Below are 24,625 nucleotides of genomic sequence, written 5' to 3' on the forward strand. Positions count from 1 at the left end.
CGGTCAGTCGCGGGGCGTCACCCTCAGCGTCGTCTCCAGCACGTCATCGCCAGTGACGGCGCCGACGGGTCCCGGGCCGTACCGGTCGTACTTCGCGTGATACGTCGCGGTGATCTCGTCGGCCAGGGCGGCCGGCGCCGGTTCGAACGCCACATCCCGTTCCACACCACCGGATTCGATGCGAGCGCCGGCACTCTGGGCGCGGCGGAACCAGCCGTTCTCCGGTCCATGCGCAGAGCGCACAAAGATCGCATCGCCGACGCGGACCTGCCAGATCGGAATCGGTTGCCGGGCCGTGCCGTCCGGACGGTATGTCGCAATGTGGAGCTCATACGCGTCACCGATGCCGCGCAGTTCATCCTCGGTCCACCCGCTCACAGGCCCACCATGGCCATGCCGGCGTCGTTGTAGCGGTTGCCCTGCACGCCGACCCGTGCGGCGAGTGCATCGAGATCGGCGACCTCGTCGGCCGAGAGCGCGACCTGCGTCGAGCCGGAGTTCTCGTCGATGCGGTTGCGGCGGCGGGTACCGGGGATCGGCACGATCCACGGGTGCTGGGCAAGCAACCAGGCGAGTGCGATCTGACCGGGTGTGGCACCTTTGGCCTCAGCCAGGCCGCGGACGTGACCCACCAAAGCCTCGTTGGCTGTGATGTTCTCGGCGTTGAACCGCGGAATGGTGCCCCGGATGTCGCCAGCGGCGAACTCGGTCGACGCCGCGACGGTGCCGGTGAGGAAACCCTTGCCGAGCGGGCTGAACGGCACGAAGCCGATACCGAGTTCAGCGCAGGTCGGGAGCACCTCCGGCTCAGGGTCGCGGGTCCACAACGAGTACTCGCTCTGCACCGCGGTCACGGGGTGGACGGCGTGCGCGCGTCGGATCGTCGCAGCGCCGGCTTCCGACAATCCGAAATGGCGCACCTTGCCGGCCTGAACGAGCTCCCCGACGGTGCCTGCGACATCTTCGATCGGCACGTCGGGATCGACGCGATGCTGGTAGAAGAGGTCGATGACGTCAGTCTGCAACCGTTGCAGCGACGCGTCGGCGACCCGCTTGATCTGCTCCGGTCGCGAGTCGGTGCCCGACATCTTGCCGTCGACGATGTTCCAGCCGAACTTGGTGGCGATGACGACCTGGTCGCGCACCGGTGCCAGCGCCTCGCCGACGAGTTCCTCGTTGACGTAGGGCCCGTAGACCTCGGCGGTGTCGATGAACGTCACTCCGGCCTGCTCGACGGCATACCGGAGCACCCCGATCATGTCGTCGCGGCCGCCGGGATTGGGGCCGTAGCCCTGCGACATCCCCATGGCGCCGAGACCGATTGCCGAAACTTGCAGGCCCTGGCCGAGCGTGCGTGTGTGCATTAATCCTCCTCAGGCTTCGGGAATTTCGATCCCGAACTTTTCTCGGGTGATGTCTTCGGGTTCCGGGCCGCCGCGCACACCGGTGTCGAGCGCGTCGATGGCGGCGAGTTGGTCGGCGGTGAGTTCGAAGTCGAAGACGTCGAAGTTCTCCGCAATCCGTGACGGCGTCACCGATTTCGGGATCGCCTGGCGTCCCTGCTGCAGGTGCCAGCGCAGCATCACCTGTGCGGGCGACTTGCCATGCGCCCCGGCGATCTCCACGATCACCTGATCCTCCAACGTGGACCCGTGGGAGCCGTCGCGGTAGAACGTGATACCGCCGATCGGGGACCAGGCTTGATTGAGAATGCCGAGCTGATCGTCGATCTCGAGCAAGTCGGACTGCCGGAAGTAGGGGTGTACCTCGATCTGGTTGACTGCGGGCACCACCTCCGTCTCGGCCAGTAAGCGGTCAAGGTGGGCCGGCATGAAGTTGGAGACGCCGATCGCGCGCACTTTGCCGTCGTCGTAGAGCTTCACCAGTGCCTTGTACGCGTCGACGGTCCGCTCGAACTCGCCCGGCAGCGCCTGGTGCAGGATCAGCAGATCGATCGTGTCGACTCCGAGCTTGCCGGCCGCCTTGTCGAACGCATGCAGGGTGGAGTCAAAGCCGTAATCGGTTATCCACACCTTTGTTTCGATGAAGACGTCATCGCGGTCCAGGCCGGAGCGGCGGATCGCCTCGCCTACGCCCCGCTCGTTGCCGTAGGCCGCGGCGGTGTCGATGTGGCGGTAGCCGGTCTCCAAGGAAACCCGGACGGCCTCGGTCGTCTCGTCCGGCGGAGTCTGGTAGACGCCGAAGCCCAGGGCAGGCATCGTCACGCCGTTGTTGAGTGTGAAGCTGGGAACGCTCATGACTGTCTCCTCTTCGCGCAAGCGCTCATCGGGGTTTGACCATCACTTTCAGTGCTTCTCGCGAATCCATGGCGGAATACGCCTCCGGGGTTTCATCCAGAGCAACGGTGCGATCGAACACCTTGCCCGGCTGGACGCTGCCGTCGAGCACCGCGGGCAGGAGCGGCTCGATGTAGGCGCGGGCGGGCGCCGGACCACCGGTGAGGGTGATGTTGGGGCCGAACAGCGACCCGAAGCCGACCGGCGCCTCCTCATACTGCGGCACCCCGACCCGGCTGATGACGCCGCCGGCGCGGACGATGCCGATCGCCTGCTCATAGGCCGGCATGTGGCCGACTGCCTCCAACACGATGTGGCTGCCGCCGTCGGTGAGGTCACGCACCTTGGCAATGCCCTCGTCAGCGCGCTCGGCAACGACGTCGGTCGCGCCGAACTCGCGGCCGAGATCGGTCCGTGCCTCATGGCGGCCCATCAGGACGATCCGCTCCGCCCCCAACTGCTGGGCCGACAGCACGGCCAGGAGGCCGACCGCACCGTCTCCGATCACGGTGACGGTGCTGCCGTCGGTCACGCCGCCCTTGACCGCGGCGTGCCAACCGGTGCCGTACACATCGGACAAGGTCAGCAGCGACGCCAGCAGTGTGTCGTCCGTGGATTCGGTGACCCCGGGGACCTTGACCAAGGTTCCGTCGGCCAATGGCACCCGGACCGCCTCGGCCTGCCCACCGGCCGTCCCGAGCCCGGCGTCGTTCCAGAAGCCACCGTTGACGCAGGAGGTCTGCAGGCCGGCCCGGCAGAATTCGCAGGTGCCGCAGGACACCGCGAACGGGGCGATGACGAAATCGCCGGTGCTCAGCGTGGAGACCTCAGATCCGGTCTCCTCGACCACCCCGATGAACTCGTGTCCGATCGAAACGCCCCCTGCCGACGGCGCCATCGAGTGATACGGATGCAGGTCGCTGCCGCACACGCAGGCCCGCACCACCCGGACCAACGCGTCGCTCGGTTTCTGAATCGTGGGCTCGGGCGCGTCGATCACGCGGACGTCACCCGGTCCGTAGATATACGTGGCTCGCATGCTTCTAGTGAACGCCTCTGCTCGGCGCTGAGGGAGTGACGCTTGAGCGGGGTATTGGCATTACCTGTTTCGGCGCCCGGGACGGCCCTACCGTAGAGGCATGGGCACGATGGACTTGCGCAACGAGATCCGCGAGTTCCTGAGCTCACGACGGGCCCGGATCAACCCTGAACAGGCCGGACTGCCCGCCTATGGTGGAAACCGCCGCGTCAAGGGCCTGCGCCGTGAGGAAGTGGCACTGCTGGCCGGGGTCTCTGTGGACTACTACGTGCGCATGGAACGCGGCAGCCTGGCCGGAGCCTCCGAAGGCGTGCTCGACGCGCTGGCCTCGGCGCTGCAGCTGGACGAAGCCGAACGCGACCACCTGTTCGCGCTGGCCCGCGAATCCGGGTCCCACGGCACCCGTCGGCGGCGCAAGACGACCGCGACCGTGCGCCCGGTACTCCAGCAGGTCCTCGACGCCATCACCGATGCGCCCGCCTGGATCCGCAACGGCCGTCACGACATTCTGGCGATGAACCAACTCGCCCGCGCGCTCTACTCCCCCGTCCTCGCCGACCACCGCCGGCCGGCCAACACCACCCGGTTCGTCTATCTCAATCCCGAAGCCGCCGAACAGTTTTTCGTCGACTACGACAAGGTCTCCCGCGATGCCGCTGCGATGCTGCGCCTGGAGGCGGGACGCAACCCACATGACGAGGACCTGGTCGCGCTGATCGGCGAATTGTCCACCCGCAGCGAGTTGTTCCGCCAGCGTTGGGCATCTCAGGATGTGCGGTTCCACCGCTCTGGCCGCAAACGGCTCCGTCATCCCGTCGTCGGTCAGCTCGACCTCGACTTCGAGGCGATGGAGCTTCCGTCGGAGCCGGGCCTGGCCCTCAACATCTACACCGCAGCCGCAGGCACCCCGGCCGCCGACGGTCTCAAGCTGCTCGCCTCTTGGGCAGCGAGCCAGGCGAACCTGGCCACCGAAGGCGTTCAGGCGAGAATCTGAGGCAGCACCGACTGAGTCATGACAACCCCCCCTTCGGACCGCGACGGATGATCGCGGCGAGTTGTTCGCGTGAGCTGGCGCCCACCCGCTGGCAGGCCCGGTACAGATGGCCTTCGACACTGCGCACCGACATCACCAGCCGCTCGGCGATCTGCTTGTTGGTCAGCCCCGCGACGACGAGTTCGACGATCTCGCGCTGTCGGCCGGTCAACGGCTGTCCAGCCGGGTTGCGCAACGCCGGGGTACAGAGCCCACCGCATTCGTCGGCGCTCTCCTGCGCCAACGCGGCCGCATACGCACTGCGCTTACCCTGACCGTGGTGGCCGAACGCGACCGCGGCCTGCGCCAAGGCGTCAGTGGCGGTGGCTCGGTCGCCGAGGGCCCGGTATTCCTCTGCCGCCGTGAGTAATCCGGCGCCGTCATCGGCGGCCAGTGCCTCGATATGGCGGGCCACCGTCTCGGCCAGCGGCAGTTTCAGGGTTTCGGCAAGCTCCCGTACACGCGCGGCGCCCGAAGTGTCGCCCCACTGTGCGGCCGTCTGCAGACACAGCAGCTCATGCGTCGGCTGTTCGCGTTGCGCGGCGTCGCGACCCGCTGCGCGCACCAGATCGATGGCATCGGTCAGCGCGCCACCGGCAGCCAGCGTCCACCCGGTGGACACCGACATCGCGGTGCCCACGAACACGTAATCGTCGGGCACCAGCTGCCCGACTCCCGCCAGCGCATCGGTTGCCGCGGCAACTTGGCCCAGTTTGGCATACGCCTCAGCCAGCGCGAAGCAGCTGGCGATGCGCAAACCCGTTGTGATCTCGTGTGTTTCGGCACCGGCATACGCCTCGTGCAAGTGTTTGACGGCACCACCGAGATCGGCACGGACCAGTTCGGCGTGGCCGAGCAGGTGAGCGAGGTTGGCGTACACCAGACCAGGCATGTCACGCGCCGACTCGTCCAGCAGCGCTGCCATCGCCGTGACTTCGTCGATACGACCGGTCAGCCGGCAGGCGCGACCGTGGACCGCACCGAACCAGAAGCGCATGGGCGACGATTCGAACGATGTGTTGGCCCTTTTGATGGCCTGGTCGGCGACGGTGTTGATGTCATCGACGTGTCCCAGCGCACCGAAGGCCATCATCAACGCGATCGAGGCCATCATCGCGTGGAAATCGGGCAAACCACCGAAATCCAGCGCGGTCCTTGCCTTTTCCTCGGCACGCGCACAGTGCCCAAGTACCGCGTCGACGCAGGCCTCGATGGCCAGGCGTTCCATCCGCTGCTCATCGGATTCGGTTGTGGTGGAAAGCTTCTCCAAAATATCGCCGGCGTCGCGCGGGCGGCTGAGCATCCAGGCCAGGTTGGCCGCCCGGACCGTCGCCCAGTGATGGTTGTCGGGACGCCCGTCGGCACTGATGTCACGTAGGACGGCCTCAGCTTCTTCACCTCGGCTCAGCAGGATCAGCGTCATCGCCCGCAGCTGCGCGGCCCCGGGTGCGCCGCATTCGGCCGCGGCAGCCGCGAATCGGTTGGCGGCGTCGGGATCGAGCAGGACGGCGGCGCAGCGGGCGGCCGTGAGGTACAGCTCTGGATCCGGTGGCAGGTCGGAGTTCAGCGCCAGCAGTGCCCGGCGGACGGTCGCGCGCATATCCCCGTCGGCGTCCGACTCCAGCCGCCGCGCGAGCCGCCCCCGGATCCTCGACAGGTGCATCTCACCGGCTGTCGCCCTACGCAATTCGCCGTACAACGGGTGCGCGAGAGTCGCCACCAGTCCGCGCCCGGCCCGGTCGACCCTGACCAGGTGCATCTGCTCAGCGGCCTCCAGGTCGGCGGGCTCGACGAGGTCGCACAGGACGTCGACGCTCAGCGGCTCGCACTGCGACAGCGTGTCGAGCACCAGCGCCATACCGGGCTCGAGTCCGCCGAGGCGACGCCCGACCATGTCGGTGATGCTCTGGGACACGGCCACATTGCCGTCCCACATCCACACCCCGGCGGACTTGCGCATCCGCCCGGCGGCGATCTGGTCCTTCACCAGCTGCAGCAGGTAAAGAGCGTTGCCTCCGGTCAGTTTCCAGAACCGGCGCGTGGTTCGGCTGTCCACGGGGCCGGCGACCGCCGACTCGATCAGCGTGGCGGCCGCGGTGGCGGACAGCGGCTCGAGGTCGATCCGGTCGAGCAGGCTGTCTTTCCACAGGGCGGTCACGGCGTCTGGTTCCGGTCCCCCGGAACGTGCGGTGACGACGAGGCGCACCCCTTGGGTCTGCGCCAATTGGTGGACGACGTGCGCGGACAGCCCGTCGAGCAGGTGCGCGTCATCGATGCCGATGACGACCTTGCCCATCTGCTGTTGGGCGACGAAAGAATCGATCACGCGGCGCACGTCTGGCAGTGGGTCGCACATGCTCTGGCTGATCGATCCGGTGAAGGCCCCGAGCGGGATGGCCCGCGCGGATTCGGTTCCGACGAACCAGCTGGTCCGGTGGCCGGATGCCGCGGCGTGGCTGAGTGCCTCGCGGGCCAATCGGGTCTTGCCGACCCCGGCACTGCCGACGATCACCACGCCGTGGTGGGTCCCCGGCCCGCCAAGGCAGCGACGGATCGTCGCCAGTTCTTCTTCCCGCCCCGCCAGCTTCATGTCAGCAGTTCGTACCCGCCATCGCCGTCATCGGAAGTTCCCGCGATTTCCCACGATATGGCGTCAAACCCGTCCACGGGGAGCAAATTGACGCATCCTCGGGTAACGGGGCGGTCCGGGCACACGGATCCCCCTCCAGCCGGGGCCCGGCTGGTCTACCAGGTACGCCTACCGGTCGGTCTGCCGGTCAGGCGTGCCGCGCTTCGGAATTGCGCACCCGCATCCCGAAGTACATTGCGTTGAAGCCCAGCACCATCACGAGCGCACCACTGATCACGTGCGACCAGATCATGCCGGCGCTCGGTCCACTGACAAACACCCACGGCGAGATGATCAGCCACACACCGAATATCGGCAGTGTCCAGGTCATGCCGTGCGCGCGATCCAGCGCGAAGCTGAAACACATTGACAGGAACGCGATCGCCCCTCCGACGATCAGATCGTTGACCGTCAGCCTGTTGAAGGCGTCGTAGCCGACGATCCATGGTGACAGCGCGACGTACATCGCCGTCAGCAACGTCAGGCCGAAGGTGACCTGCGCGGCCATCGACTCTGCAACACGGTCATAGCTCGCTCTCAGGGCCAGAATGTCCGGATGTAGATCGATCGATGAATGGACCGTACTCATTTCTATTCCTTTCCGTTATACGGCAAGGCGTTTGAGCCCTACCGCCCCCATCCATCACCTCTCAGGTTACGCCGTAACAGGCCCGCCGGCGCCGGCTGTCGACGCCCGCCGGAGCCGCACAAGTAAGGTGTTCTCAATGCGGCGGCGCAGCAACCTCCGAACGGATGACCCGACCGGCGCACATCAGCAACTCGGCTGGTTCGCAACGCTCTTCGCGATGGCGTTGGTGTTCCATTACTCCGACAGCCAACCCCTTGCGGTGCTGCCGGCATTGCTGGCCGGTCTGCCCGCCCTGATATTTCCCGGCTCGGTGGCCGCCGCCGGCCTGGCCGTCGCGGCCGGTGCGACGGTGGCCGCGCTGAACCTGCCCGCGGCCGCGAACCATCTGGTGCTGAGCCTGCTGATCGCCGTCGCACTCGGTACCGCGGCCTTGTGGGCACTGGCCACCCGGAATCGACCGGGGACGCCGGAGGGCTTCGTCGAGCGCTGGCTGGATGCCGCGCGGAGCCCCATCGGCCTTGTGTTGCTCGTGGTCTACCTGTTCACGGTCTTCGACAAGTTGAACACCGCCTACTTCACCCCGGCCACCTCGTGCGGCGGGGAACTGTTCGGCCAGCTCATCTGGCTCAACGGCTTCGACGATGTGACACCGGGCCGGGCCATCGGGGAGCTCGTCGGCATCGTCGCAGTGGTGATCGAGGCCGCGATTCTCGGGTTGCTGGCGGTGCCGCGACTACGTTTCTGGGGCGTGCTGCTCGGGGTGGCCTTCCACTCGATACTGGCGATGGCCTCGTTCTACGACTTCGCCACGGTCGTCTTCGCGGTGTACGTACTGCTGGTCCCGGCCGAGGTGTTCGTCGCCCTGGCGACCCGCGCTTCGGTGCTGCGCCGCGTCGCGCTCGCCGGCTTTGCGATGCATGTGCTGCTCAGTGTGTCGTCGAGTTCGGCCGACTCGCCGACGAGCCCGGTCGGCCTACCCTGGCACACCCTGCTCGTGCTCACGTGGTTCGTCGCGGTGGTGCCGTTCATGGTCGCGCTGCTGCGCGCGTACCACTCCGTGCACGCGGCCGGTGTGCGTCCACCGAAATGGAGTTTTCGCCCTCTGGTGCTGCTCATCGCCCCGCTGTTGGCGTTCGCCAACGGGGTGACGCCCTATGTGGGGCTCAAGACTGTGTCGAACTACTCGATGTTCAGCAACCTGCACACCGAGGAAGGCGCCACCAATCATCTGTTGCCCGGCGTCACCGCATTCCGGTTGGCCGACTATCAGCGCGACACCGTCACGGTGGTCGGAATGGAGTTTCCACAGCAGTCGGCCGACCTGACATTCCTTCGCCGGCAGATCCGTTGGATGTCCGAAGACCCGCCGGTCCGTATCCCCTGGCTCGAGCTGCGGCGCAGTGTGATGCTGTGGCAGGACGCGGGGATCAGTGGCGTCCGGATCGCTTATCTGCACGACGGACCGCCGCGCGTGGTGGACGACGCGACAACAGATCCCGTGCTCGCGGCACCGCTGCCCTGGTGGCAGCGGCATCTGCTCGCGTTCCGCGCCATCGACTCGGGTTGGGGCGCCGACAGCTGCCGCTGGTAGCCGCGTCACCCCACACCGCGACCGTGCGTGTTTGCCCCCCCGACACACCGTGAAACGTCGGCAGTTTGCGCACGCTCGCGGTGCCAGGGTCAGGCGGAGCCGATCCGCTCCGGATTGCGGTAGCTCTCGGCCCGCGCGGCGATCACCTCGGGTGTCGGCAGCGGCTCGGCGCTGTCCAGATACACCCCACCGGCGCGCAGGGTGTCGTCGACCAGCAGCCAGATCCACCGGACCAGGTCGGCCACCAGCCGGTCCTGGGCAGTCGAGCCGGGCTGATCGAGCCACCGGCCGGTCGTCGATTCGACCAGCCCGACGATGGCGAAGGCCAAGGGCTGAGGGTCGGTCTCCACGCCGAAAGCATTGAGGTACACCGTGAACAGGGCATCCAACTGGGTACCGATGGTCAGCCTGATATCGGCGATGGCGTCGGGTGCCGAACCGTCGTCGCCGAGAGAGCACCGCGCCAGATAGCGATAGAGGCTGCGATGCTCGACGAGAAACCCGACGTGGGCGCCGACACTCGCCTCGATGATCTGGGCCATCGATCCGTGTGGTGTCCACAGCGGGGCGAGTTCGGTGTTGAGCATCTCGGCGGCGCGTTGCGCGATCGCGCGTTGCAGGTCTGCGGCGCCGGCGAAATGCCGGTAGAGCTTGGTGCGGGTGACGCCGACGTGCGCCGCGATCTGCTCGGTCGACGCCTGTGGGCCGTGCTCGGCGATCGCCGACAATGCCGCGTCGACGAACTCGGCCCGCCGGCGTTCCCGCTGGCCGGCCCATCGACTCACCGAACCGTTGCCCTCAGTTGTCACGGCTACACCCTAGCCAATCTAGTGGTACATGACGTACCATTTGCCCAACTGGTACGTCATGTACCACTAGATCCGGAAGGGAACGACGCAGATGGATGCGGTCATCGCACTTCGTAAAGCAGCAGGTCTGCCGGCAGTTGCCGAACCCCTGGCACCCGCTGAGGACTACGGCTTCTTCGGCCCGGATTCGGTCACCTGGAAGGTGTGGAGCTACCCCACCTCACTGCTGATCGGCTTCTCGCGCGCGGTCACCATCGAGCACCTCGACCCGTTCCTGGCCGCCGCGGTGGACGCCACCGGGCAGGTCTACAGCCGCACCCGCCTGCGCTACGACCGGACCATGCAGTACTTCGCCCTGGTGGCCTTCGGCGACGCCAAGTCCGTCCTCGACGCCGCAGAGATCCTGGTCAAGATCCACGCCAAGGCTGTCGGCACCGAGCCCATCACCAAGCGCCCGTTCGACGCCAACGATCCGCACTCGCAGTTGTGGATCCACCTGACCGCGTGGCATTCGATCCTCTACAGCTACGAGATGTTCGGCCCCGGCAAGCTGTCGGCGGACGAGGAGAGCCGGTACTGGGCGGAGTGCGCGCGGGCCGCGGAGTTCCAGACCATCAATCCCGACGACGTGCCGCGCACCCGCGAGGGCGTCCGCGCGTACTTCGAGAGCTTCCGACCTGACCTCGTGGGCTCCGAGGTGGCCCAGCGCATGATGGACTACCTGGTCGATCTGGGCTACCACATCCTGCCCGAGCGGATGCCGCGCTGGATGCGCAAGGCGTTCAACATCCCGATGCGCGCCGCCATCATCGCCACCATGCCGCAGTGGATGCGGCTGCTCGGCGGTATCCCCCAGCGCCGGTTCGCCGATGTCGCGGCGCGCGCGGTGGTCCGCCCCTTCCTGCGGATCGTCGCCACCTATCCGCGGCTGGAGCTTGCGGTCCTGGACCTGACGACGCCGAACACCACACCCATCGTCGGCCCCACCCTGGTGGACATTCCGGCCAAGCACACCGTGACCTACACCCCGGCCGAGGCCCGAGCCAAATGGGACCGGACCACTCCGTTCGAGCAGTACGCTGCCATCGTGGCCAAGCGGCAGGCGGGCGAGGGTCCGACACCGTATGCCCACAACCATCACGACGCATTGGTCCGATTCGACAAGAGCGTGAGCTGAGATGACCGAAACGCAGATCGACGAGGCCCTCGAGGAGCTCGTCGAAGGTGAAAAGACCTGGGCTTCCCTGTCATTGGCCGCCCGGCGCGGCCTACTCGACGAGGTGCGCGCACTGACCGCGCGTCACGCCGCCGAATGGGTGGACGCCGCCGTCGGGATCAAACAACTCGACCCGGCCTCGCCGCTGGTCGGCGAGGAGTGGATGTCCGGCCCGTATTCACTGGCGGCCGGGCTGGGCGCACTGTCGGAGACGCTGGCCAAGCTCGAAACGGGCCGTAGCCCGCTCGACGGCGCCGCGTTCGGTTACGCCCCCGGCGGCCGCACGACGGTAAAGGCCTTGCCACTCAATACCTTCGACCAGCTGCTGCTGTCCGGATTCAGCGCCGAGGTGTGGCTGCAGCCCGGAATCGAGAAAGCCGAGGCAATCCGATCGGCTGGTCTGGCCCAACGCGACCCCTCCCGCACCCACGGCGTCGGCGCGGTACTGGGCGCGGGCAACATCTTCTCGATCGCGCCGCTCGACACCATCTACGAGCTGTACGCCAACAACCGGGTGGTGGCCCTCAAGCTCAACCCCATCACCGATCCGCTGCTACCCGTACTGACGAAGGTGCTGGCTCCGTTCATCGCCGTCGGCGCGGTGCGCATCCTGACCGGCGGCGCCGAGGCCGGCACATATCTGGTGCGACACAAGCTCGTCGACCATGTGCACATGACCGGTAGCGCCCTGACCTACGACGCCATCGTGTTCGGCACCGGGGAAGAGGGCGCCCGACGCAAGGCCGCCGACGAGCCGGTGCTCGACAAGGAGATGACCGCCGAGCTCGGCGGGGTGTCACCGACGATCGTGCTGCCCGGGGAGTGGAGTAAGGCCGACATCGAGTTCCAGGCCAATCACGTTGCCACGCAACGCCTGCACAACAACGGCTACAACTGCGTGGCCGCGCAGGTGGTGGTGCTGCCCAAGCGATGGGCGCAGCGCGACGAGTTCGTCGCCGCCATCCGCAAGGCCGTCAACGGCGCCCCCGCGCGAGCCGCCTACTACCCCGGTTCCGACGTCAGGGTCGCGAGCGCGGACACCTCGTATCCGGACGCACAGCATCTGGGCTCGAGCGGTGCCCGGGTACTGGTGGTCGATCCGGCTGACCGCAAAGCCCTGTTGTGCACGGAGTACTTCGGTCCGGTGCTCGGCGTGATCGAACTCGACGTGCCCAACGAGGATTTCGCCGCCGAGGCCGTGCGCGTCGCCAACGACGAATTCGTCGGCACGCTCGGGGTCAACATCATCGCCCATCCGCACACCATCGCGAGCCTCGGCGACAAGTTGGACCACCTCGTCGAGCAGCTGCGGTACGGCACCATCGCGATCAACGCCTGGACCGGCGTCGGCTACCTGACGCCAACGGCCACCTGGGGCGCGTTCCCGGGACACCCGCGCAACGACATCCAGAGCGGAACCGGCGTGGTGCACAACGCTTTTCTGCTCGACCGCCCGGAACGCACCGTGGTCCGCGGCCCGTTCCGGCCCGCGCCGCGTTCGGTCTTCGGCGGCGAGTGGTCGCTGTCGCCGAAGCCGCCGTGGTTCGTCAACAACCGCACCGCGGCGACGACGGGCCGGCTGCTGGTGGAGTTCGCCGCGGCGCCGGGTTGGAGCAAGCTGCCGGCGATCTTCGCGTCGGCACTGCGGGGTTGAGTGCGGGCTAGCCGGAGGCGACGGGTGCGGCGGGCGCGCGCAGCAACCGCTGCGCGCAATCGAGCAGCACACGGTGCAGCTCTTCGTCGGTGACGTCGTTGAGGGTGGGGTCGGTGGCGCTGCCGTAGATACCCGAGGCCAACACCGACATGCAGATCCGGCCGGCGGCGTCGGGATCGGGGCCCAGCAGGATCCCGGTCAGCCGTTCGATGGTGTCCTGGAGTTCGGGTCGACTGTGCACCAGGCTGTCGATGACCGGATCGCCGTGGAACACCGCGGTGACGCGACGATGCCGCACCGCCATCTCCACCATGCCGCTGATGGCGGCTTCCCGCCGGGCCTCGGGTGTGGACATCGCCTCGGCGATGCGGACCAACCGGATCATGTCGTCGAAGACCGGCTGGATGACGGCGAGCGCGATCTCGTCCTTGGAATGGAATTGGTAGTAGACGGCGGCCTTGCTGACCCCGAGGCGGTCGGCGATCATCTGTAGCGACGTACCGTTGACACCGTGCTCGGCGAACAGGCTCAACGCCGCCTCGAGCACCCTCTCGCGGGCAAAGCCACGCGGCGCAACAGCCTTCGCCACACCCGTCCCTTCGTCGCGCTGAGCGTACCGAACGCGGTCTAGATCACAGCGTTAATAGCCAAACTAACTTGATTGAAGTTAGCCGACTGTATAGGTTTCACTTTACATCCGGCAAGGAATCCTGCGGGGGAGGAGTGTTGATGCCAAGTTCGTGCATGTCACAGCCGGCAGACCTTCTCGACCGGCTCGACGCCTTTCTGATCACCGCTGCCGAATCCGGCATCGAGCAGGTGGTTTTCCTGGCCTCCGATCTGGACCCGCGTCCCTATCAGCTGCCCTGGCCCGCCGGCACCCAGGTGTACGTCGTCGACCATCCGGCGATCCTCGACGTCAAGACCGACGCCTTGGCCGGCGCCGCATCCACGACTGCCGTGCGTGGCGTCCCCGCAGATATCAGCGGCGATTGGCCTGCTGCGCTGTCTCGGACGGGATTCGCCGCCGACAGGAGCACCCTGTGGAGCGTGGAAGGCGTACTACCCTTCATTCCATCGGATGAGCAGTGTCGACTCATCGGCAACATCACCGTTCTGAGTGCGCCGGGCAGCCGGCTGATCTCGGAAGTTTCGGTCAGCCCGTTCCGGGACGATTCCGACGGGGACGTCGCTGCGGATGCCGACGTAGAAAGATGTTGGCGGGAATCCGCCGATGCCGACATGCTCACCAAATGGCAATGGAGCTTCGCAGCTAACCAGTACGTCACTGCGTACCTGACCTCCGAAAGGCCGACCAGCGAATATGAAGCTGTTGAGACGGTTCTGGATCCCGTTGATCATCATCGTGGTGGTGGTGGTCGGCGGATTCACGGTCATGCGGGTGCGCACGTTCTTCGGCGCAGGCGACGGCTCCGGTATGGCCAGCGCGAAGGTCGATGACACCAAGCCCTTCGACCCCAAGGTCGTGGTCTATGAGATCTACGGCGTGCCCGGTGCGACGGCAGACGTGAACTACCTCGATCTCGACGCCCAGCCCCAGCGCATCGACGGGGTCACCCTGCCCTGGACGCTGCGCCTGGAGTCCACCGCCCCGTCGGTGTTCCCCAACGTCGTCGCCCAGGGCACCGGCGACACGATCAGCTGCCGGATCACCGTCGATGACGAACTCAAGGACGAGAGAACCTCCAACGGCGTGAACGCCCAGACCTTCTGCTTGGTGAAATCTGCATGAGCAATTACGACACCCCGACCGACTCGATCCCGGCCAGCGGTCCACAGCACGCCAAAGCCGCCGAGCACGGCGGCATCGCCAAGTGGATCCGGCGCCTGGCCGTCCCGATCATCATCGGCTGGATCGCCGTCATCGGTGTCCTCAACGTGATCGTTCCCCAGCTCGAAGAGGTGGGGAAGATGCGCTCGGTGTCGATGACTCCGGACGACGCGCCGTCGATGATCGCGATGAAGCGTGTCGGCGAGGTGTTCCAGGAGTTCAAGTCCAACAGCTCGGTCATGGTCGTGCTGGAAAGCGACAAGCCGCTGGGCGACGAGGCACACAAGTACTACGACGAGGTCGTCGCCAAGCTCGAGGCCGACAAGAAACACATCGAGCACGTCCAGGATTTCTGGGGCGACCCGCTGACCGCTTCCGGCGCTCAGAGCTCCGACGGCCTGGCCGCCTATGTGCAGGTCTATACCGCCGGTAACCAGGGCGAGGCGCTGGCCAACGAATCGGTGGAAGCCACCGAACACATCGTCCAGAGCGTCCCGGCACCGCCCGGCCTCAAGGCCTACGTCACCGGCCCGGCGGCGATGTCGGCCGATCAGGAGATCGCCGGTAACCGCAGCCTCGAGATGATCACCGCGCTGACCTTCGCGGTCATCATCATCATGCTGCTCTCGGTATACCGCTCCGTCGTGACAGTGCTGCTGACCATCGTCATGGTGCTGCTGTCACTGTCGGCCGCCCGCGGCCTGGTTGCGTTCCTGGGCTACTACAACATCATCGGACTCTCGACGTTCGCCACGAACCTGTTGGTGATGCTGGCCATCGCCGCCTCGACTGACTACGCAATCTTCCTGATAGGTCGATATCAAGAGGCCCGAAGTGTCGGCGAAGACCGAGAACAGGCCTACTACACCATGTTCCACGGCACCGCCCACGTCATCCTGGGTTCGGGCCTGACCATCGCCGGCGCCACGTTCTGTCTGCACTTCACCCGCCTGCCCTATTTCCAGTCGCTGGGTATCCCCCTGGCAATCGGCATGGTCATGGTGGTGCTCGTCGCGCTCACCCTGGGCTCGGCGACCATCACGGTGGCCACCAAGTTCGGCAAGACGCTGGAACCCAAGCGCGCCATGCGCACCCGCGGCTGGCGCAAGATCGGTGCGGCCGTGGTGCGCTGGCCCGGGCCGATCCTGATTGCCACGATCGCGCTCGCCCTGGTCGGTCTGCTCGCACTGCCGGGCTACCGGACCAACTACAACGACCGCAAGTACCTGCCGGCAGATCTGCCGGCCAACACCGGGTACGCCGCGGCAGACCGCCACTTCTCGCAGGCGCGGATGAACCCCGAGTTGCTGCTCATCGAGAGCGACCACGATCTGCGCAACTCGGCGGACTTCCTGGTGATCGAGCGGATCGCCAAACGCATTGTCGGCGTTCCGGGTGTCTCCCGGGTCCAGGCCATCACGCGCCCGCAGGGATCCCCGATCGAGCACACCTCGATCCCGTTCAACATCAGCATGCAGGGCACGACCCAGACCATGAATCAGAAGTACATGCAGGACCGCATGAAGGACATGCTCAAGCAGGCCGACGACATGCAGGTCACCATCGACACGATGGACAAGATGATCGCGCTCATGGGGCAGATGCGCGACGTCATGAACAGCATGGTCGGCAAGATGCACGGAATGGTCGACGACATCAAGGAATTGCGCGACCACATCTCGGATTTCGACGACTTCTTCCGGCCGATCCGCAACTACCTGTACTGGGAACCGCACTGCTACGACATCCCGATGTGCTGGTCGATCCGGTCGGTGTTCGACACCCTTGACGGCATCGACACCATGACAGCGGATTTCGAGCAGATCGTCCCTGACATGGACAAGATGAACGCGCTGATCCCGGTGATGATCGCGAACATGCAGCCGATGATCACGACCATGCAGACGATGAAGACCATGATGCTGACCATGCAGGCCACCCAGGGCGGCATGCAGGATCAGATGGCGGCCATGCAGGACAATTCCACCGCCATGGGTCAGGCCTTCGACGCCGCCAAGAACGACGACTCGTTCTATCTGCCGCCGGAAGCCTTCGAGAATCCGGACTTCAAGCGCGGCATGAAGATGTTCCTGTCCCCCGACGGGCACGCGGTGCGGTTCATCATCAGCCACGAGGGTGATCCGATGAGCCCCGAAGGGGTCGCTCACGTCGAACCCATCAAGCTGGCCGCCAAGGAGGCCATCAAGGGCACCCCGCTGGAGGGCTCCAAGATCTACCTCGGCGGCACCGCAGCCATGTTCAAGGACATGCAGGAAGGCGCCAACTACGACCTGTTGATCGCCGGGATCGCCTCGCTGTGCCTGATTTTCATCATCATGCTGATCCTGACCCGAAGCATGGTCGCCGCCGCGGTCATCGTCGGCACCGTGGTGCTGTCCCTCGGCGCATCATTCGGTCTGTCGGTGCTCATCTGGCAACACCTGATCGGACTGGAACTGCACTGGATGGTGCTGGCCATGTCGGTGATCATCCTGCTGGCCGTCGGCGCGGACTACAACCTGCTGCTGGTCTCCCGGTTCAAAGAGGAGATACACGCCGGGCTCAACACCGGCATCATCCGCGCCATGGGTGGCACCGGCTCGGTGGTCACCTCGGCGGGTCTGGTGTTCGCCTTCACCATGATGTCGATGGCGATCAGCGAGCTGGCGGTGATCGGTCAGGTCGGCACCACGATCGGCCTGGGCCTGCTGTTCGACACCCTGGTCATCCGCTCGTTCATGACCCCGTCGATCGCGGCCCTGATGGGCAAGTGGTTCTGGTGGCCGCAGATGGTGCGTCAGCGGCCCAAGCCCGAGCCGTGGCCGCAGCCGATCCAGCGCGAGCCGCAGGACTCGTTGGCTTAACCCATCTCCGCGAGCGGACGGCGGGTTACCTGACGAGCGCGACGGCGAAGCCGTCCCAGCCCTTGGTGCCCACGGTTTGAATGGCCGCGGTGTCCAACCGCGGGTGGGTGCCCATCATCTCCAGCATGTCGCGCACGGCCTGCGCCTGTGCGTCGTCGGTCGCCGGCGCGAGCACCCGACCGAACCGGGTGATGTTGTCCACCACGATGATCGAGCCCGGGCGGCCCAACTCGATCGCCCACTCGACGTAGCGGACGTTGTTCTCCTTGTCGGCGTCGATGAAGACGAGGTCGAACACGTCGCCTCGTTCGGCCAGCCGAGGCAGGGTGTCCAGCGCGACGCCGACGATCACCTCGACCCGGTCCGCGACGCCGGCCCGCGCCAGGTTGGCCTGAGCCACCTCGGCATGACGCGGCTCGTATTCGAGGGTGACGACGCTGCCGTCGGGCCCCGCACCGCGGGCCAGGTTGATGGTGCTGTAGCCGGCCAACGTACCGATCTCGAGCACTCGACGCGCCCCGGAGATCGTCGCGAGCAGCGACAGCAGCTTGCCGTGCTGGGCCGACACTTCGATGGCCGGCATGTCGGCGGCGTGAGCGGATTGACGCGCCGCGATCAGCGCCTCGTCCTCGGTACGCAGCACCTCGTTGAACATGGCATCGACTTCGGCGGGCTCGGTCACCTACGCCACGCTAGAGGACGCCTTCCTTGGCGTACACCATCCGCAGCACCAGCCCGACCTCCGGGCCCATGATCGTCGCGCACAGGTCGCAGTAGGCGGCGACGAACGCCGGCCCGTGGGGTGGGTCTGCATGGCTCACGTGGTGGGCAAGCTCGTGCAGTACCACCAACTCTCGCAATGCCCAGGTGTCGCGCTCGGGGACAGCGATGACGGCCCGGCCGTCGATCAGCTCGTAGTGCGCCGCGGTGGCTCCCCGCCGGGCGCGGACGGTCAGCGGTTGCGCACCGATCCGGGCGACGACGTCGTCGAGGTAGCGCTGTACCGAGTCGACGGATCCGAACTTAGCCTCCGGCGGCAGGGTGAGCGAGGTGCCGAAGAAGTCGATGGCGCGCGAACTGTGTTGGGCCGCACGGTCGAACATGGTGCGCACGAACTGTTCGGCGGCGTACACCCTGGCACGCTGGGTGTCCTTGGCGCTCACTGCTCCAGGGCGCCGCGGGCGCCGGAGATTTCCTGGTGCGCCCCGAGGCGGGCGTGGCGACCGGCGCGGTCCCCGGCCCGACGCGCGGCCGACGAGTACCCCGCCGATGCATTCGTGGCTCGCCACGTCCCACGGGCCTGCGATGCCTCGCGGTAGAAGCCGCGCAGCTCGATATCCTTGTCCCGCAAGGCGATGGCGGTGCCCGGCCGGTCGGCCTCGTCGGCCTCGCGTTGCGCCTCCTCGCGGGCCTGGGTGAGGCGCTGGCCGATACGGGCACCGAAGGCCAGCTGAAAGTTGAGCCGGGCGGTGATCGTCGGCGTCGGACGGTGAGCACCCGAGGCGATGTAGGCCTCCGATGCCTTGACCATCTGCATCAGCAGGCTGGTGTAGAGCGCGTGGGTGGCGTCGATGTCCTCGGCGAACCCGTAGGCGTAGACGAACGTCGAGTTGGATGCCACGTCGCATTTCACGTCGTTGGCCATCCCGATCATCACGAACAGCTGCACATAGGTGCGCAGCCCCTTGGTCCCGGCTGCACCGATGGTGATGGTGCGCTGCACCGGCATCTGCGCCTTGGTTCGCTCGGCCGAATGCGCGCGGGCCAGGGCCAGGTCGATCGAGGTGGCCGTGGCGAGCCGCTGGGCGGCAGCCATGAACGCCTCGGCTTCGTGGAGGTTGTCGGTGCCCTCCGCCTGACGCAGAAGTGCGGCGATACGCGCCAGCATCTTGTCGTCAGTCACGCGACCAACCTAGCCATCAGCACCGACAAACTTGCCGATCGCGTCCACCACCTGGGGTGACAACGGTCCGGGCTTGCCGTAGTTGGCGATGCTGTCGGTGGGATCGTCACGCAGCACGTGGTTGACACCCTTGAGCTCGACCACAGTGAGCGCGGTGTGCTTGAGCGCGCCGATCAGTGGACGCTCGGTCTCGCAGCCGGCCTGGGCGTCGGAGTCCGAGCAGGTGAGCAGCACCGGCATGCCGTCGGGCAGCGCGGCGGCCAGCTGCAGAGGGTCGATCTTGTCGGCCTCGACGATGGCGTTGAGGTTGCCCTTGTTGACGATCGCGCTCAGGCCCTCGGGGAGATCGGCGGGCACGGTCCCTTTGGTGCGGATCTCGTCCACCGCGGCCAGCCAGGCGGTCAGCACCTCGGGGGTGGCTCCGGCACGCACCCGGTTGGTGATGATGTCCAGGTAGCGGCCGGACAGCGGTTGAAACAGGGCAAGCGATCCGACCTTCGGATCAGCGGCGCCGCCCAGCGTCATGGCATGGATGGCGCCCTCGCCCACCGCATAGATCGACAGCTTGGCCGCGTCGGTGTCGGGCTGCCCGGCCAGGAAGCGCAGCGCGGCGGCCGCGCCGGAGGTGTAGACGCCGCTGACCACCTCGGCGGGTTTCTTCTCGTAGGGGCCGAGCTTGGTGGCGCCGGTGCCGATCTTGTCGTAACGCAGGCTCGCAACACCCTTGTCCGACAACGTTTCTGCGAGCTCGCGCATGTTGCCTATCGGGCCGACGACCTTGTTGTCGCCATTGCGGTCGGTGGGCCCGCTCTCGGAGATCAGCAGCGCGGCCGGGCCCGTTGCCTCCGCATGCCGGTAGCTGCCGTGGATCGTGAGTCCGTCGGCGTCGAAGGTGACGTCCGTATCGGTCCACGTCGGTTGCCGGGCCTCCTTCGGAGCCTCCGAACCGCAGCCGGCCACCAACAGCACCGAAAGTAGTGCCACCACAAGCTTTCTCACAGGTGCGTCTCGATCCAGGACGTCACGTCGTCGAGGACCAGCCCCTTCTCGGGCTCGTTGAACACCTCGTGGAACAGACCGGGGTAGACCTTCAGGTGCACGTCCTCCGAGGCCACACACTCGACAAGGCGGTGGCTGCCCTCGACGGGCACCAGGCGGTCCTTCTCCCCGTGCACCACCAGCAGCGGCGCGGTCAGTGCCGAGGCCCGCTGCGGCATGGTCTCCCCCACGATGATCAATGCCCGCGCGATGCCTGCGGGGACCTTGCCGTGCCACACCAACGGATCGGCTTTGTAGGCCGCCACCACCTCGGGGTCACGGGACACCGCATTGGCGTCGAGGTTCTCCACCGGTAGCCCGGGCGCGACCTTGCCGAGCACCTTGGCCACGGCCGCCAGTACCGACGACACCGATGCCTGCGCGGCCACCGCGGGCCCGGACAGCACCATCGCGGAGTACTCGTCGGGATATTCGACGCCGTAGCTGAACACGATGCCGCCGCCCATGCTGTGCCCCAGCACGAGGCGTGGGAGCTGCGGGTACTCGGCGGCGGCGATGCCGACCAGCGTGTGGAAGTCGCCGACGTACTCGGACATGTCGCGCAGGTACACCCGCTTGCCGCCGGAACGGCCGTGGCCGCGGTGGTCCAGGGCGTAGACCACCAGCCCGGCGTCGCCGAACCGCTGCGCGACGTGGTGGTAACGGCCGGCGTGCTCGCCCAGGCCGTGGGAGAGGACGACGACGCCGCGCGGTGCGGTGTCGGGTGTCCATACGTCGTAGACGATGCGGACCCCGCCGACGCCGTCGAAAGTCTGTTCACTGCGCGTGCTGGTCACCCTGGCGAGCGTAGCCGCACTGGTCGGACATTTTCCGGTCGTAGTTGTCGGTGGTGCTGCGTAAGCTCGCGAATGTGACGGTCCTCGCTCATCGCCTCGATGACGACAGCCCGGCCGATGCGTTCCTGGCTGATGCCCAGCGCTACCGCCGTGAGCTGCTGGCTCACTGCTACCGGATGACCGGCTCGCTGCACGATGCCGAGGATCTGGTGCAGGAAACCTATCTGCGCGCCTGGAAGGCGTACGGGGGTTTCGAGGGCAAGTCCTCGGTGCGCACCTGGTTGTATCGCATCGCCACCAATACCTGTCTGACAGCGTTGGAGGGCAGACAACGCCGTCCGCTGCCCTCAGGCCTGGGCAATCCCAGTTCGTCGCCCACCGATGAGATTTCCGAGCACCACGAGATCCCCTGGCTGCAGCCTCTCCCCGATTCCACCGACGACCCGGCGGATCCCGGCACGATCGTGGGGACCCGGGATTCGGTGCGACTCGCATTCGTCGCGGCGCTGCAGCACCTGTCAGCCCGCCAGCGTGCGGTGCTGGTGATGCGCGAGGTGCTGCAGTGGAAGGCCGCGGAGGTGGCCGGCGCCATCGGAACTTCGACAGCGGCGGTCAACAGCCTGTTGCAGCGCGCCCGCGCCCAGCTCGACGCGGTGGGCCCCAGCCAGGATGATGCGATCGATCCGCCGGATTCCCCGCACGCGCAGAATCTCCTGCGCAATTACATGGCCGCCTTCGAGGCTTACGACATCGACAAGCTCGTCGAGCTGTTCACCGCCGAGGCCATCTGGGAGATGCCGCCGTTCGATACCTGGTATCAGGGGCCGCAGGCCATCGGCGACCTGTCCCGCTACAAGTGCCCGGCCGAGAAGGCCGGGGACATGCGGTTCATCGCCACGAGCGCCAATGGCCAGCCCGCCGCGGCGATGTACCTGCTGAATCCCGAGACGGGCCGGCACGATGCCTTTCAGCTGCACGTCCTTGCCGTCGGCCAGGACGGCATCTCCCATGTGGTGGCGTTCATGGAGCCCTCGCTGTTCGAGAGTTTCGGGCTGCCCGCGGTGCTCTAGGCGCCGATCATCCCGCGACTCGGAAGACCTGGAATTCGACGACGGGTCCGGGTTGGACGCGCCCTTGGCCGACGAAGATGGTTTGGTTGACCCAGGAGTATCTGGGGTCTCCGGATTCCAGGCGTGGGGTGGTGACGAAGTAATGGTCGCCGAAGTCGGTGCCGGTGGTGCCGCCGCTGAGTGCGGTTGCGGCGGCTTCGGTGACTTCGACCAGGCCTTGGTAGCTCATGTAGATGACTGCGCCGTCGTCGGTGTAGAACTGAGCGCGGACATCGAGGCGGCCGTAGCCGTCCTCGCCGGCCAGTAGCCAGTCCCCGCCGCCGGGAGCGGCGGTTCCGCTGAATCGTTTGCCGGTGACCTTGCCGCCGGTGACAGCGAGGACTTGGCGTAGTCCGTAGGGTCCCGGGCCGACGATTTGAGGTTCGGCCAGCTCTGCGGTGTAGCTGAACTCCGGCTCCAACTTCACTGTCCGACCCCCACTCCGGCGGCCGCCATCACAGCTGACATGCCCTCGGCGATCACATCGCGCCCGAAGGCCTCGAGCACGACATTGGGATTGAAGTACTCGCGAATCAGCACAACTTTGCCGTCCCGGATCCGCATGTGGGTGCAATAGGTATTGGCGTAGATCTTGCCGGTCTGCGTGACCGTCGCCTTCCCGTGCAGTTCCAGAATGAACAGTTCCGGATCAGTGGTGTCATGCACGGTCAGTGAATCGATCCGGAGATCCGGCACGGAGTCGAAGAACCAGTCGATGAAATGACCGATGAGGTGCCGGCCTGGCACGGTGTCGGCGAGCGGCTCGGGAGCGAATGGCATTTCCCAAACGCCGTCCTCGGCGAAGGTGTCCTTCCAAGCCTCCAAAGCCTCACCGCTAGGTGGACCGTCATCAAGGGCCTTCCAGAATCGCTCAACCGTTGCGCGGTTGGCCGCTTGTACGTTCATGCGTCGCCTCCATCTCTTGGTCGACTGCCGTCACAGCCGGGTGCCAAAATCGAGAGTGCACCATACGTCGTTAATAGTCAACAGTGTGTCGATCCTTTCCAAATCGAATGCCGCCCAGGCGCACTCGACCGCTAGAGGATCGTCACCAGCCGTAATATCGACGGACCGTTGATTAGTATCGACGTCTGGTCTATTCTCGCTGGTGGTCTTTGCCGCTTCCCTGGGTCGCGGCAGGTGCGACGCATGATGACCACCACCCCGCCACCTGTGACGAAGAGGATCCGTTATGAAAATGCCCATCAACCGGCTCTTTCGCCTGCAGAGCCGACCGCAAGGCCAGGTCACCGAGACGGATCTTGTGTGGGTCGAGGAGCCCATCGCGGAAATTGACGAAGGACAGGCGCTGGTCCGCACCCTGTACCTCTCACTCGATCCCACAAATCGGGTCTGGATGAGTCAGTTGCGTTCCTACATCCCACCGGTTGAGTTGGGTGCGGTGATGCGAGGCCTCGGTGTCGGACAGGTCATTGAAAGTCGCCGTGACGATCTGCCGGTCGGAGCGTACGTGCTCGGCTTCACCGGCTGGCAAGACTATTGCGTCGCTGACGATTCCGTTCTGGAATTTCCGTTCACGGTTCTTCCCGACCCGCTGCCGGCGCCGCTTCCCGCGTTCCTCGGAGTACTGGGCCACACGGGTATTTCAGCGTTCATCGGTGTCGAGCTTGGCGATCCCCAGCCAGGCGAGACGGTTGTTGTTTCAGCCGCTGCCGGGGCGGTCGGTTCTATCGCCGGACAGCTGGCGAAGCAGCGTGGCGCTCGCGTGGTCGGCATCGCCGGCGGTGTCGAAAAGTGCCGACACTTGGTGGAGGAACTAGGCTTTGACGCATGCGTCGACCGGCACGCGGACAACTGGCGCGAGCTATTCGACGACGCGACTCCCGACGGCGTTGACGTCGACTTCGAGAACGTCGGTGGCCCGATAATGGATCATGTCCTGGGCCGGCTGAACATCGGCGCACGAGTGTCGCTGTGTGGCCTGATCTCGGAGTACGACACGTACAACGAAGACAGCGACCAACCCGGCCTGCGTAACGCAAATCAGTTGCTGATGCAGCGAGCTACCCTGCGGGGCTTCATCGTTACCGACCACGTCGAACGTTACGGCGAGATCATCGGCAAGCTCGCGGCGGCACTGGGCGAGGGCTCGCTGACGTACGACGAGACCATCGTCGACGGACTGGAGAACGCTCGGGAAACCCTCAATCAGGCTCTGTCGGGCGGCACTCGAGGAAAAGCGGTCATCCAGGTCGCGCCCGTTCCTGCGCACGTCGATTGACGAAGCGAGGCGAGGCTCGACGT

At 66.2% G+C, this 24,625-nt stretch carries 25 protein-coding genes; 9 read left to right on the forward strand and 16 right to left on the reverse strand.

What is annotated here, in order from left to right; genetic code table 11:
- Nucleotides 1–3 precede the first annotated feature (3 nt).
- Genes ACZY08_RS03790 through ACZY08_RS03805 form a run of 4 tightly spaced genes read right to left on the reverse strand, consistent with a single transcriptional unit; the run spans nt 4 to nt 3,336 of the window.
- A complete protein-coding gene (locus tag ACZY08_RS03790; RefSeq protein WP_463743250.1) occupies nt 4–378 on the reverse strand; it encodes a DUF2255 family protein in 375 nt (124 codons plus the stop codon).
- Nucleotides 375–1,364, reverse strand: a complete 990-nt coding sequence (locus ACZY08_RS03795) for an aldo/keto reductase (RefSeq protein ID WP_463743251.1) — start codon at nt 1,362–1,364, stop codon at nt 375–377. Before ACZY08_RS03795 ends, ACZY08_RS03790 begins: the two co-directional genes overlap by 4 nt.
- A gap of 9 nt (nt 1,365–1,373) precedes the next feature.
- Nucleotides 1,374–2,258, reverse strand: coding sequence for an aldo/keto reductase (locus ACZY08_RS03800; RefSeq protein WP_463743252.1), 885 nt, complete (start codon nt 2,256–2,258; stop codon nt 1,374–1,376).
- A gap of 25 nt (nt 2,259–2,283) precedes the next feature.
- Nucleotides 2,284–3,336 carry an alcohol dehydrogenase catalytic domain-containing protein gene (locus ACZY08_RS03805; protein ID WP_463743253.1) on the reverse strand — a complete coding sequence of 351 codons (1,053 nt, stop codon included), beginning with the start codon at nt 3,334–3,336 and terminating at the stop codon, nt 2,284–2,286.
- Between the two features lie 100 nt (nt 3,337–3,436).
- On the opposite strand from ACZY08_RS03805, the gene ACZY08_RS03810 reads away from it, so the two are divergent.
- Nucleotides 3,437–4,330: a helix-turn-helix transcriptional regulator gene (locus tag ACZY08_RS03810; RefSeq protein ID WP_463743254.1), complete on the forward strand. Its 894-nt coding sequence runs from the start codon at nt 3,437–3,439 to the stop codon at nt 4,328–4,330.
- A gap of 16 nt (nt 4,331–4,346) precedes the next feature.
- On the opposite strand, the gene ACZY08_RS03815 is transcribed toward ACZY08_RS03810, so the two are convergent.
- Together ACZY08_RS03815 and ACZY08_RS03820 are read right to left on the reverse strand one after the other, a co-directional pair.
- Nucleotides 4,347–6,959: a LuxR C-terminal-related transcriptional regulator gene (locus ACZY08_RS03815; protein ID WP_463743255.1), complete on the reverse strand. Its 2,613-nt coding sequence runs from the start codon at nt 6,957–6,959 to the stop codon at nt 4,347–4,349.
- Nucleotides 6,960–7,146: 187 nt separating this feature from the next.
- Nucleotides 7,147–7,587: an SPW repeat protein gene (locus ACZY08_RS03820; protein ID WP_166907688.1), complete on the reverse strand. Its 441-nt coding sequence runs from the start codon at nt 7,585–7,587 to the stop codon at nt 7,147–7,149.
- 136 nt (nt 7,588–7,723) lie between these two features.
- On the opposite strand from ACZY08_RS03820, the gene ACZY08_RS03825 reads away from it, so the two are divergent.
- The gene (locus ACZY08_RS03825; RefSeq protein ID WP_463743256.1) at nt 7,724–9,178 is read left to right on the forward strand and encodes a hypothetical protein; all 1,455 of its coding nucleotides are present in this window, start codon (nt 7,724–7,726) and stop codon (nt 9,176–9,178) included.
- Nucleotides 9,179–9,267: 89 nt separating this feature from the next.
- On the opposite strand, the gene ACZY08_RS03830 is transcribed toward ACZY08_RS03825, so the two are convergent.
- Complete coding sequence (locus ACZY08_RS03830; RefSeq protein ID WP_463743257.1) at nt 9,268–9,987, reverse strand: TetR/AcrR family transcriptional regulator; 720 nt, start codon at nt 9,985–9,987, stop codon at nt 9,268–9,270.
- 91 nt (nt 9,988–10,078) lie between these two features.
- Here ACZY08_RS03830 and ACZY08_RS03835 point away from each other — a divergent pair, with 91 nt between their 5' ends.
- Together ACZY08_RS03835 and ACZY08_RS03840 are read left to right on the forward strand one after the other, a co-directional pair.
- The gene (locus ACZY08_RS03835) at nt 10,079–11,164 is read left to right on the forward strand and encodes an oxygenase MpaB family protein (protein WP_463743258.1); all 1,086 of its coding nucleotides are present in this window, start codon (nt 10,079–10,081) and stop codon (nt 11,162–11,164) included.
- A 1-nt stretch (nt 11,165) separates the two neighbouring features.
- Nucleotides 11,166–12,857, forward strand: coding sequence for an aldehyde dehydrogenase family protein (locus tag ACZY08_RS03840; protein ID WP_463743259.1), 1,692 nt, complete (start codon nt 11,166–11,168; stop codon nt 12,855–12,857).
- A 7-nt stretch (nt 12,858–12,864) separates the two neighbouring features.
- Here ACZY08_RS03840 and ACZY08_RS03845 read toward each other — a convergent pair whose 3' ends face one another.
- Both ACZY08_RS03845 and ACZY08_RS03850 read right to left on the reverse strand, forming a co-directional pair.
- Nucleotides 12,865–13,446: a TetR/AcrR family transcriptional regulator gene (locus ACZY08_RS03845; protein ID WP_463743260.1), complete on the reverse strand. Its 582-nt coding sequence runs from the start codon at nt 13,444–13,446 to the stop codon at nt 12,865–12,867.
- 158 nt (nt 13,447–13,604) lie between these two features.
- The gene (locus ACZY08_RS03850) at nt 13,605–13,760 is read right to left on the reverse strand and encodes a hypothetical protein (protein ID WP_463744205.1); all 156 of its coding nucleotides are present in this window, start codon (nt 13,758–13,760) and stop codon (nt 13,605–13,607) included.
- Between ACZY08_RS03850 and ACZY08_RS03855 the strand changes: the two genes are divergently transcribed.
- From ACZY08_RS03855 to ACZY08_RS03865, 3 genes are read left to right on the forward strand one after another with little or no spacing between them, the layout of a single operon-like run.
- Nucleotides 13,686–14,318: a class I SAM-dependent methyltransferase gene (locus ACZY08_RS03855; protein WP_463744137.1), complete on the forward strand. Its 633-nt coding sequence runs from the start codon at nt 13,686–13,688 to the stop codon at nt 14,316–14,318. The genes ACZY08_RS03850 and ACZY08_RS03855 overlap by 75 nt on opposite strands.
- Nucleotides 14,233–14,610, forward strand: a complete 378-nt coding sequence (locus ACZY08_RS03860) for an MmpS family transport accessory protein (RefSeq protein WP_463743261.1) — start codon at nt 14,233–14,235, stop codon at nt 14,608–14,610. Before ACZY08_RS03855 ends, ACZY08_RS03860 begins: the two co-directional genes overlap by 86 nt.
- Nucleotides 14,607–17,513, forward strand: coding sequence for an MMPL/RND family transporter (locus ACZY08_RS03865; RefSeq protein ID WP_463743262.1), 2,907 nt, complete (start codon nt 14,607–14,609; stop codon nt 17,511–17,513). Before ACZY08_RS03860 ends, ACZY08_RS03865 begins: the two co-directional genes overlap by 4 nt.
- A 25-nt stretch (nt 17,514–17,538) precedes the next feature.
- Here the strand turns inward: ACZY08_RS03865 and ACZY08_RS03870 are convergent, their stop codons facing one another.
- Genes ACZY08_RS03870 through ACZY08_RS03890 form a run of 5 tightly spaced genes read right to left on the reverse strand, consistent with a single transcriptional unit; the run spans nt 17,539 to nt 21,251 of the window.
- Nucleotides 17,539–18,168 (reverse strand): O-methyltransferase, encoded by a 630-nt coding sequence (locus tag ACZY08_RS03870; RefSeq protein ID WP_463744138.1) that lies wholly within the window; start codon nt 18,166–18,168, stop codon nt 17,539–17,541.
- A 37-nt stretch (nt 18,169–18,205) separates the two neighbouring features.
- The gene (locus ACZY08_RS03875) at nt 18,206–18,676 is read right to left on the reverse strand and encodes a TIGR04338 family metallohydrolase (protein ID WP_463743263.1); all 471 of its coding nucleotides are present in this window, start codon (nt 18,674–18,676) and stop codon (nt 18,206–18,208) included.
- On the reverse strand, nt 18,673–19,416 hold the full coding sequence (locus ACZY08_RS03880) for a DUF2786 domain-containing protein (protein WP_463743264.1): 744 nt from the start codon (nt 19,414–19,416) through the stop codon (nt 18,673–18,675). The genes ACZY08_RS03875 and ACZY08_RS03880 overlap by 4 nt, the downstream gene beginning before the upstream one ends.
- Nucleotides 19,417–19,425: 9 nt before the next feature.
- Nucleotides 19,426–20,415: an alpha/beta fold hydrolase gene (locus ACZY08_RS03885; RefSeq protein WP_463743265.1), complete on the reverse strand. Its 990-nt coding sequence runs from the start codon at nt 20,413–20,415 to the stop codon at nt 19,426–19,428.
- The gene (locus ACZY08_RS03890) at nt 20,412–21,251 is read right to left on the reverse strand and encodes an alpha/beta hydrolase (RefSeq protein ID WP_463743266.1); all 840 of its coding nucleotides are present in this window, start codon (nt 21,249–21,251) and stop codon (nt 20,412–20,414) included. Before ACZY08_RS03890 ends, ACZY08_RS03885 begins: the two co-directional genes overlap by 4 nt.
- 44 nt (nt 21,252–21,295) lie before the next feature.
- Between ACZY08_RS03890 and ACZY08_RS03895 the strand changes: the two genes are divergently transcribed.
- Nucleotides 21,296–22,321, forward strand: a complete 1,026-nt coding sequence (locus ACZY08_RS03895; protein WP_463743267.1) for a sigma-70 family RNA polymerase sigma factor — start codon at nt 21,296–21,298, stop codon at nt 22,319–22,321.
- Nucleotides 22,322–22,328: 7 nt separating this feature from the next.
- On the opposite strand, the gene ACZY08_RS03900 is transcribed toward ACZY08_RS03895, so the two are convergent.
- Together ACZY08_RS03900 and ACZY08_RS03905 are read right to left on the reverse strand one after the other, a co-directional pair.
- Nucleotides 22,329–22,787, reverse strand: a complete 459-nt coding sequence (locus ACZY08_RS03900; RefSeq protein WP_463743268.1) for a DUF3237 domain-containing protein — start codon at nt 22,785–22,787, stop codon at nt 22,329–22,331.
- A complete protein-coding gene (locus tag ACZY08_RS03905) occupies nt 22,784–23,266 on the reverse strand; it encodes a nuclear transport factor 2 family protein (protein WP_463743269.1) in 483 nt (160 codons plus the stop codon). The genes ACZY08_RS03900 and ACZY08_RS03905 overlap by 4 nt, the downstream gene beginning before the upstream one ends.
- A 286-nt stretch (nt 23,267–23,552) precedes the next feature.
- On the opposite strand from ACZY08_RS03905, the gene ACZY08_RS03910 reads away from it, so the two are divergent.
- Entirely contained in the window at nt 23,553–24,602 is a 1,050-nt protein-coding gene (locus tag ACZY08_RS03910) for an NADP-dependent oxidoreductase (RefSeq protein WP_463743270.1), read from the forward strand.
- The last annotated feature ends 23 nt before the right edge of the window (nt 24,603–24,625 follow it).

Source organism: Mycobacterium sp. IDUB_9 (assembly GCF_055419505.1).